Annotated in this window: 7 protein-coding genes; all 7 read right to left on the bottom strand. The window is 44.4% G+C overall.

What is annotated here, in order from left to right; genetic code table 11:
- Positions 1-1691 (bottom strand): DNA mismatch repair endonuclease MutL (mutL, locus tag BACCELL_RS04125; protein WP_007210306.1); only part of this gene is annotated, 1691 nt, incomplete at its 3' end.
- An 83-nt stretch (positions 1692-1774) separates the two neighbouring features.
- Positions 1775-2065: a hypothetical protein gene (locus BACCELL_RS04120; RefSeq protein ID WP_007210305.1), complete on the bottom strand. Its 291-nt coding sequence runs from the start codon at positions 2063-2065 to the stop codon at positions 1775-1777.
- Positions 2066-2070: 5 nt separating this feature from the next.
- A complete protein-coding gene (locus BACCELL_RS04115) occupies positions 2071-3732 on the bottom strand; it encodes an OstA-like protein (protein ID WP_007210304.1) in 1662 nt (553 codons plus the stop codon).
- 26 nt (positions 3733-3758) lie between these two features.
- Complete coding sequence (locus BACCELL_RS04110) at positions 3759-5123, bottom strand: peptidylprolyl isomerase (RefSeq protein WP_007210303.1); 1365 nt, start codon at positions 5121-5123, stop codon at positions 3759-3761.
- A 14-nt stretch (positions 5124-5137) separates the two neighbouring features.
- Complete coding sequence (locus tag BACCELL_RS04105) at positions 5138-5980, bottom strand: peptidylprolyl isomerase (protein WP_007210302.1); 843 nt, start codon at positions 5978-5980, stop codon at positions 5138-5140.
- A gap of 57 nt (positions 5981-6037) precedes the next feature.
- Complete coding sequence (locus BACCELL_RS04100; protein WP_007210301.1) at positions 6038-7579, bottom strand: peptidylprolyl isomerase; 1542 nt, start codon at positions 7577-7579, stop codon at positions 6038-6040.
- A gap of 151 nt (positions 7580-7730) precedes the next feature.
- Positions 7731-8421, bottom strand: a 691-nt coding sequence (gene guaB, locus BACCELL_RS04095) for an IMP dehydrogenase (protein WP_007210300.1), incomplete at its 5' end; no start/stop codon positions are given.

Below are 8421 nucleotides of genomic sequence, written 5' to 3'. Positions count from 1 at the left end.
CGCACCAGCTCCACCGGATTCAACCCTTCAATACCGGACGGAATGCCATTGATCGCATAACTTCCTCCTCCCAGAGGTGTCAGTTCAAACCCAACTGCCGAGAAGTCTTCCATGATGCTTTCCAACACCGCAGCTTCCGAAGCGGGCAATTGCACGATTTCAGGAAACAAAACTCCTTGAGAAACCCCTTGTTTCTGACGTATTTGATTCATATAACGTTCAAACAACACCCGGATATGCGCCCGGTGCTGGTCTATCAGCATCAAACCGGATTTTACCGAAGTCAGAATAAAGCGCCCTTTGAATTGAAAATGCTGCGCGCCTTTCTCCACTGCCGGTTCGTTGGTATACAACGATGCAGATGGAGAGGATACAGTTTCCGTCTCCTGAACATACGGAGTACGCTCTTCGGACATATCTACCGATGCAGGTGCAGAAGTCCAGTCCGTTTCGTCTACAAAAGGTTCTTCTTCCATAGGCGTATTCATCTTGCTGGCTTTCTCCAGACCATCATACAGTCCTTCCCAATCCACTTTCGGCCGGGAATAGCTGCCCCCACCACTATAAGAGGAAGCGGAAGAAGTCTTGAACGGATTGAAGTCTGAATTATAATGCACCTTCGGAGGCTCTATCGGACGAGTCTGATCGAATGCGGGAATATCCGGCATACCTTCCGTATCGAAATCAATGGACGGCACAGCATTGAATTTACCCAATGACTCTTTTACCGCTGCGGAAACGATCTGCCAAATTGCCTGCTCGTTCTCAAACTTAATCTCAGTCTTGGTAGGATGTATATTCACATCAATGTTAGCCGGGTCCACATCAAAGTAAATGAAATAGGAAATCTGTTCGCCTGCCGGAATCAATTGTTCATAAGCATCCATCACCGCTTTATGGAAATATGGATGACGCATATAACGCCCGTTCACAAAAAAATACTGATGAGCTCCTTTCTTACGCGCCGTCTCCGGTTTGGCAACAAAGCCAGATACCTTCACCATAGTAGTATCCACATCTACCGACAGCAGATGCTGGTTCAACTTCTTGCCAAATACGGCAAGAATGCGTTGGCGAAGTGGCATCGCAGGCAGGTTGAATAATTCGGTATCATTACTATATAAGTAGAAAGCCACTTCGGGATGTACCAGAGCTATGCGTTCAAATTCAGTAAGGATATTGCTCAATTCCGTCGAGTTCGCTTTCAGGAACTTGCGGCGGGCAGGTATATTAAAGAATAAGTTCTTAATGGAAAAGTTACTTCCTTTAGGACACGAAACGGCTTCCTGACTTTCTACTTTAGAGCCGGCTATCACAATCCGTGTACCCAGTTCCTCATTCGCCATACGGGTTTTGAGTTCTACTTCCGCCACCGCAGCAACAGAAGCCAACGCCTCTCCACGGAATCCCATCGTGCGCAAGGCAAATAAATCGGTAGCCTGCCTTATCTTAGAGGTGGCATGGCGTTCGAAAGCAAGGCGCGCATCCGTTTCGGACATGCCTTTACCATCGTCAATCACCTGTATACAGGTTTTCCCTGCATCCGTCACCAATACGTGTATTTCTTGTGCTTCGGCATCAATCGCATTCTCTACCAATTCCTTAATGACGGACGCCGGACGCTGAATCACCTCTCCGGCAGCAATCTGATTGGCAACCGAATCGGGCAGCAAATGAATTATGTCGCTCATGATAATTACAAATTATGAATTATGAATTACAAATAACGAATAACAACAGGTTCCATGATGCTACATTGTAATTCGTAATTAAATTAAATAATTCCGGTGCTTATGGCATACCACAAGTATATCAGCAAAGCAATAATCACCAGTATCACCCCCAGGTGTACCGGTTTACGCCCGCTTTCCTTGCGTCGTTTCAAGTGGGTAGTGCCTTCAACGAACTTTCCCCGGATATCTTCCGGCGAAAACTCCTTCTCAGGCAACATTCCCAATTCACGTTTGGCGCTTTCTTCCATCTTCGCCAACTTCTCTTTCCGCTCATCCACATATATATATGGATGATTAAAGCCACGAGGCTTTCTCATTGTGAACATTCCCATAGCGCTTATTTATTTCTTTTTATATTCATATTCCTTGGTGAAACTATAGGCTTACGATCTGATTTCTGCAATTGTTCGCCAGCCCTTTTACCTCTCCACTCAAATATATCTTCCTTATTCCTCGGACGGATATAGTCAAACCAGACAAAAGGCGGCAACTTATATTTGTCAGCCGGAATCTGATCCATCGGATAGAGCGTACCATTCGCTTTCCCTATAAAGGCTCCTTGCTCCATACGCCTTTCTTTCAGCAACATACGCAGGAAACTGCCCTCAGAATAGTTCAATCCTATCATGGTACTGTCTTTATCGTCTATCGGATAGAAGACAACCAGCACATTACCGTTCACATCCACCTGACGCATATCTCCGCCAACAAAAAAGCCTTTCATCTCCTTGCCCGTCACCTGGTTGTAGTGAACAGAATCTTTCTGCTCCACAGCCAAAGCCTGATTGATTATGTGCGCCCAGTCTATGGTACTGTCATTCATATAGACTTTAATTTCCTCACCCAACAATTGTTGTGAGCCATGCCATAAGATAGGATCAGTATACATAGTCATGCAAGAGTCTTTAGAATTATACACCAAAGAATCGCATACTGCCTGAACATCCGTACGATAAGCACGTACTTTATGATACACCCTCATCTCACGAAACATGGAGTCCGTATTTATATGATAGGTAATCAACCGCAGTGTATCACCGTGCATAAACAAACTGTCACCTTGTGAATAATCAATAGCAACTGCACGTTGAGTAGCGAGTGCACTTCCCGTAATCTCATTGTAGAAACAATAGTTACCTGTGAGCATATTCCTGTTAATGGTATCATTCATCTGCACATTGTCAAATGCTTCACCATATCCCAAAACACGATCATAGAAAATACTGTCACCCGTCAGTTTCTTGCCTTCGTTGGTCAGCACGGAACGATCCAGCAGTTCAGCCTGCTCTGTAGTGGTATTATAAATACCTCGTTCGGAATAGATGTGGTTCTTATCACTCACAATATCCGAAGGGCCCAGAATCGTAGCAATCTTCGTATCGGTACTATATTTCAAGGTATCCGAAGTCAATACAAATTTCGGATTAACCAACTTCACATCATGGTTGAATACGGATATTTTCGTGGCCGGACTATATTCTCCCCACTCGGAAGTCAGCACATTCTCTTCATCGGTCAGTGTACCGCCATCGAAGTAATAACCCAGATTATACAAACGGTCGTAGTTTAAACTATCCGTTGTCAATACCGTATTCCGGTTAATCATGCGGACATTCTCACGAAGCATTGCCAACTGCGACATACCGTCATAATACAGATAATCTCCATAAATAAAGAGCGTATCCCCCTGTTCCATACGGACATTACCGAAAGCTTCCACCGAATTTGTCTTCTCGTAAATCAACGCACTGTCACAGTACATATACATACTGTCATGACGCAGCTTTACCGACCGGATCAGAATCTGAACATCCGGAAGCAGAATTTTATCCGCCTGCGCCTCCTCAGCGTAAAGCAAATCAACCCGGGTTTTCTTCTTTTCCGGCTGTTTCGGCTTATCCTGGGCACTCAGCAAACAGATGCCAAACAGGCATAGAAGGCCTGTGAGAAGGAATCTATGCCTGTTCAGAAAATTATTTCTTGTATTTTTCTTCTGCATACAAAAAGTTAGTGTATCACCCGGGATCAGTCTTTAATCCAACCCGGATACTTAAATGTACAGTTCTTCCAATTTTCGTTGATACGCACGTACGTATGCTTTTGTTTTTCGCGAATCCATTTATCCAGCATCTCGTCACGACGTTTCTCCAATACAATTTCCTTCAGGTTCTGATAGTCTTCCGAAATAGTTGCTTTGTGTCCGTTGATGCGGCTTTTCAGTTTTACGATTACACATTCTTCTTTACCAGTCTTCTGCGGAATCATAGTGAATGCCTCGGAGATTTCTCCTACTTTCATCTTATCCACCACTTTAGCAATCTCGGGCGGAAGTTCCTGCATCTCAAACTTTGACGTATTGGTTTGAGGGTTAGGTAACAGACCGTGATTGTTACGTGTATCCTTATCCTGTGAAAGTACGGAAGCAGCTTCTTCAAAAGTAAACTTACCGTTACGGATGTCATCGGCAATAGAGTCCAGACGGGCAGTACCTGCCATCAGCGCTTCTTCCGGTACGTGGGGCTTCAACAAGATATGGCGTACTTTGATACGGTCACCACGTTTTTCCATCAACTGGATAATATGGAAGCCATATTCAGACTCTACAATCTTGGAAACCTTATTGGGGTCTTGCAGGTTGAAAGCCACATTGGCAAATGCAGGATCCAGATAACCGCGTCCTGTAAATGGCATTTCACCACCATTGATAGCTGTACCACGGTCGTCGGAATACAAACGTGCCAACATAGAGAAGCTTTCTCCCTTATTCACACGATCCGTATATTCGCGCAGACGACTTTTTACATCTTCAATTTCCTCCAAAGGAATTTTCGGTTGTTGTGTGATGATCTGCACCTCTACCTGGGTAGGGATATAAGGAATACTGTCCTGCGGCAAATCCTTGAAGTGGCGGCGCACCTCTGCCGGAGTGATTTTAATCTCTCCTACCAGTTTCTGCTGCATTCTCTGCACTTTCAATCCTTCACGGGCATTCTCGCGCAAGGCTTCACGAATCTGACTGGATGTCTTATTGAAGTATTCCTCCATCTTTTCACGCGAACCGATATTGGCGATATACATATTCGTCATCTGGTCCACACGCTGGATCACCTCACTTTCAGCAACTTCAATACTATCGAGAGCAGCCTGGTGTAAAAACAGCTTCTGTACAGCTATTTCTTCAGGAATCACACAGTAGGGATCACCATCAAATTTACGTCCTTCGTACAGAGCACTCATCCGAGCTTCTTCTACTTCAGACTTCAATATAGCCTCGTCGCCCACTACCCAAACTACTTCGTCAATCACGTTGTCTTGTCCATAAACGGCAGAACCGGTCATCAGCGCCAAGGCACATAAAACTACAAACTTAAAGTTCATAAAATTTTTCATTCTGTGTATCTAAACTAATTATATTTAATCTCATTCTTCTTCACTGCCTGCTGATACAAGTCATCCTTCACCTTTTTCATAAACTCCACTTGTTTCAGGTTCAGCATCATATCTTTCACTTTAGGGCGTGCAAACTCATAAGGTTCCTGCTCGCCCACCGAACGAAAATCGCTCACATTCAGGAAATAATAAAACGCCGTATCTTTCAATTCGATATGACGGTTCTTATTCACATAATCTTCTACTTCGGGTACTTTCAACGGTATCAGATCAAGCACATCTGCCATCGGTACCCATTTATCATAAAAGTACTCGTACTTCACGGCATTCTGCAAGCTATACTTTTCCAGATGTTCTACTGCATCTTGCGTAGCTGCTTTATACCAACGACGTACATTGTTTAGTTGTGGTGCGGTGAGGGGGACTTTGATGAACAACCCCTGCATCAGCGGCCGTTCCAACCTGAAAAGCTCTTTATTCTTTTCATAATAGTCCGCCAACTCTCCCTCTGAAATTTCATTCGAGAGTCTTTGGTGAATCAATGCCTGCTGATAGGTGTGCATAATCAGCGCCTTGCGATAATTCTCCACAAGTTTCTCAATCTCCCCGTTATCGGGAATATTACTCTGCGCTTTCTCATATAATAAGACATCTTCCACCCAATTGCGGATGTAATGTTCTGCGAACAGTAAACTATCATCTTTCGACAATCTCGCCGGAAGCGCAGATTGCAGGTCTTCCCGGTAAAGGAAATTGCCGTCCAATTCCACCAGTGGTGTCTTCCCTTTATGGTCGTGTTGCTCGCTACAGGCCACACACAAAAGGATGGAGAGGAGTCCCAGGAAAAATATTCGCATTACCGATTGATATTTACTTTATTTCAAGGTACGAAGATAACGGTTTAATCGGTTGCATCAGTGCTTATTAACGGTTTTTAAAACCTCTTGGTTTATTTCAACCTTAGCGGTGCTCCGTAATTGTGCAATCCAACGCTCCTCCAAATAGTTCTGATAATCGCCTACAAGCAGTCCACGCACCTCTTGATAAGTCTCCGGCCCCTTCACCTTTTCACCCAGAAAAGTGGTAAAAGGAAATGACGTCATAGGTTCAGTTTTTCCCTTTTTGAAGATTTCTTCATCTACATAGGCATTATCTCCGGGAGCAAATAAGCCTTGTTCTGCCTGCACTTGCCGCGTCTTTGCATTAAACGTCAGCCGGATGGCATTCTGCCACTCCTCTTCCGGCAAAGATTTCAGGAATTTGCGGGCTTGCTTTCCAAGCTTTTTCGTTGTAGTATGCAATACAATTCCTTTATAACGGGGGACTTTCCAATGATAATCCGAATGATGCTTTTCAAAATAGGCCGCCAGTCCGACCTCATCTGAGGGTACACGTTCCCAAATCTCCCGGTTACTGATTTCAAACAGTAACATTCCATTCCGATACTCTTGCATGAGCATACGGAATTCCGGATATTTATCTTCCAGGCGACTATACTCATAATCCAGTACGGACTTCATGATAAATCCTTTCAGCTGGCGTTGCACACCCTGAGGGTGGGAAGCTGCAAAAGCGGCAAACATCTTTCCTGTATATTCCCTGCCGTCAAGTGTAAACAGTCTCTTATCTGTCTGCCCTTTTGACAGTAATTCATCCACTCCAGTCTTATCTGCCGTATATTGATATTCCTTTTTCAGTTTTTCCACCAAAGCCTCCGTTCCTCTGTCCATTCCGTAACGACGGCTCTGGCGACGCATGATTTCATCCTTCACTTTTTCAAAGGGCAGGATTTCTTTCCGTTCAATCGCCTTGACAATATGAATGCCTTGCGGTGTAAAAAAAGGTCGGGATATCTCTCCTTGCTTTAATGCAAATACAACATCTTCAAACTCAACAGGCATCTGTAACCAACTTACCCAAAAAGATTTTTTTTCATCAGAGAAATTACGTACACACTCATCAAAGTCCGCCTGCCCATTCTGCAATGCGGCATAAAGAGAATCCATCCGAGCTTCTGCAGAACGCAGTACATGACTGGTAACTGTTTGGGGAAGAAACTTAAAGATATGACTTACCCGTATCTGTCCGGCACGATTGTTAGCTTTCATTTTATCATATACCTGACGGGCTGCAAGCTCTGATACAGACTCATCCGTCAAATAAGCTTTTGCCAACTGACGACGGTATCCCTCCAGTTCTTCACGAAAAGCCCGGGTAGTATCTAATCCGGCAGCTTCGGCTGCAGCGACTTTCAGCTTAAAATTCACAAACAAATCAACATATTCACTCAATGTTTTCTGTTCGATACCAGCAAGGGCATTATTCTTATTATAGATATATTCGAACTCCGAACGGAGAATTTCTTTCCCGTTAATACGCATCAGCACCGGATCTTGCTGAGCAAAAACTACCAATCCCAGGCAAAGGAGAATTATTGTCAATCCACTTCTTATCATAACTATTATCTTAGAAAAGAACAATGTAATAACGGGGAAACATCTTTTATATTGCCTCAACACCAAACAGATGATGCCTTTTCTTTAAACGAAAAATACCCGGAAAAGTATTTGTTACTCCCCGGGTATTTCTATATAAATTGCCTATATTTTATTCGGGACGACTGTAATTCGGAGCCTCGCTTGTAATTGCCACATCGTGCGGGTGGCTTTCAAGCACGCCTGCATTAGTGATGCGGGTGAACTTGGCATCGTGCAACTGCTCTATGCTACCTGCACCGCAATACCCCATACCGGCACGCAAACCGCCTACCAACTGGAAGATCACTTCGTATAAAGTTCCCTTATAAGGTACACGGGCAGCGATACCTTCCGGCACCAATTTCTTAACGTCATTGGTACCACTCTGGAAATAACGGTCTTTTGAACCATTCTCCATTGCTTCCAGTGAACCCATACCACGATAAGATTTGAACTTACGTCCGTTGAAGATAATTGTATCACCGGGAGACTCTTCCGTTCCGGCAACCAGCGAACCGATCATTACGCTATATCCTCCGGCAGCCAAAGCTTTCACAACATCACCCGAGTAGCGCAACCCACCGTCAGCAATCAAAGGAACACCTGTCCCCTTCAACGCCTTAGCCACATCATATACAGCAGACAACTGAGGAACTCCCACACCTGCCACAACACGAGTGGTACAGATAGAACCTGGTCCGATACCAACTTTCACTCCATCAGCGCCGGCTTCCACCAATGCTTTAGCAGCTTCTCCGGTAGCAATGTTACCTACCACAATATCAATGTTCGGGAAACGCTTCTTAGCTTCCTTCAATTTT

This window comes from Bacteroides cellulosilyticus DSM 14838, assembly GCF_000158035.1.
In the GTDB taxonomy this organism is placed as follows: domain Bacteria; phylum Bacteroidota; class Bacteroidia; order Bacteroidales; family Bacteroidaceae; genus Bacteroides; species Bacteroides cellulosilyticus.
The sequence above is the reverse complement of the archived record's forward strand: the minus strand, read 5'-3'. Positions and strand labels throughout refer to the sequence as shown.

Excerpts from the sequence above, each read along its gene's own strand:
- BACCELL_RS04120 (WP_007210305.1), bottom strand. The coding sequence starts at position 2,065 with ATGGGAATGTTCACAATGAGAAAGCCTCGTGGCTTTAATCATCCATAT.
- BACCELL_RS04115 (WP_007210304.1), bottom strand. The coding sequence starts at position 3,732 with ATGCAGAAGAAAAATACAAGAAATAATTTTCTGAACAGGCATAGATTC.
- BACCELL_RS04110 (WP_007210303.1), bottom strand. The coding sequence starts at position 5,123 with ATGAAAAATTTTATGAACTTTAAGTTTGTAGTTTTATGTGCCTTGGCG.
- BACCELL_RS04105 (WP_007210302.1), bottom strand. The coding sequence starts at position 5,980 with ATGCGAATATTTTTCCTGGGACTCCTCTCCATCCTTTTGTGTGTGGCC.
- BACCELL_RS04100 (WP_007210301.1), bottom strand. The coding sequence starts at position 7,579 with ATGATAAGAAGTGGATTGACAATAATTCTCCTTTGCCTGGGATTGGTA.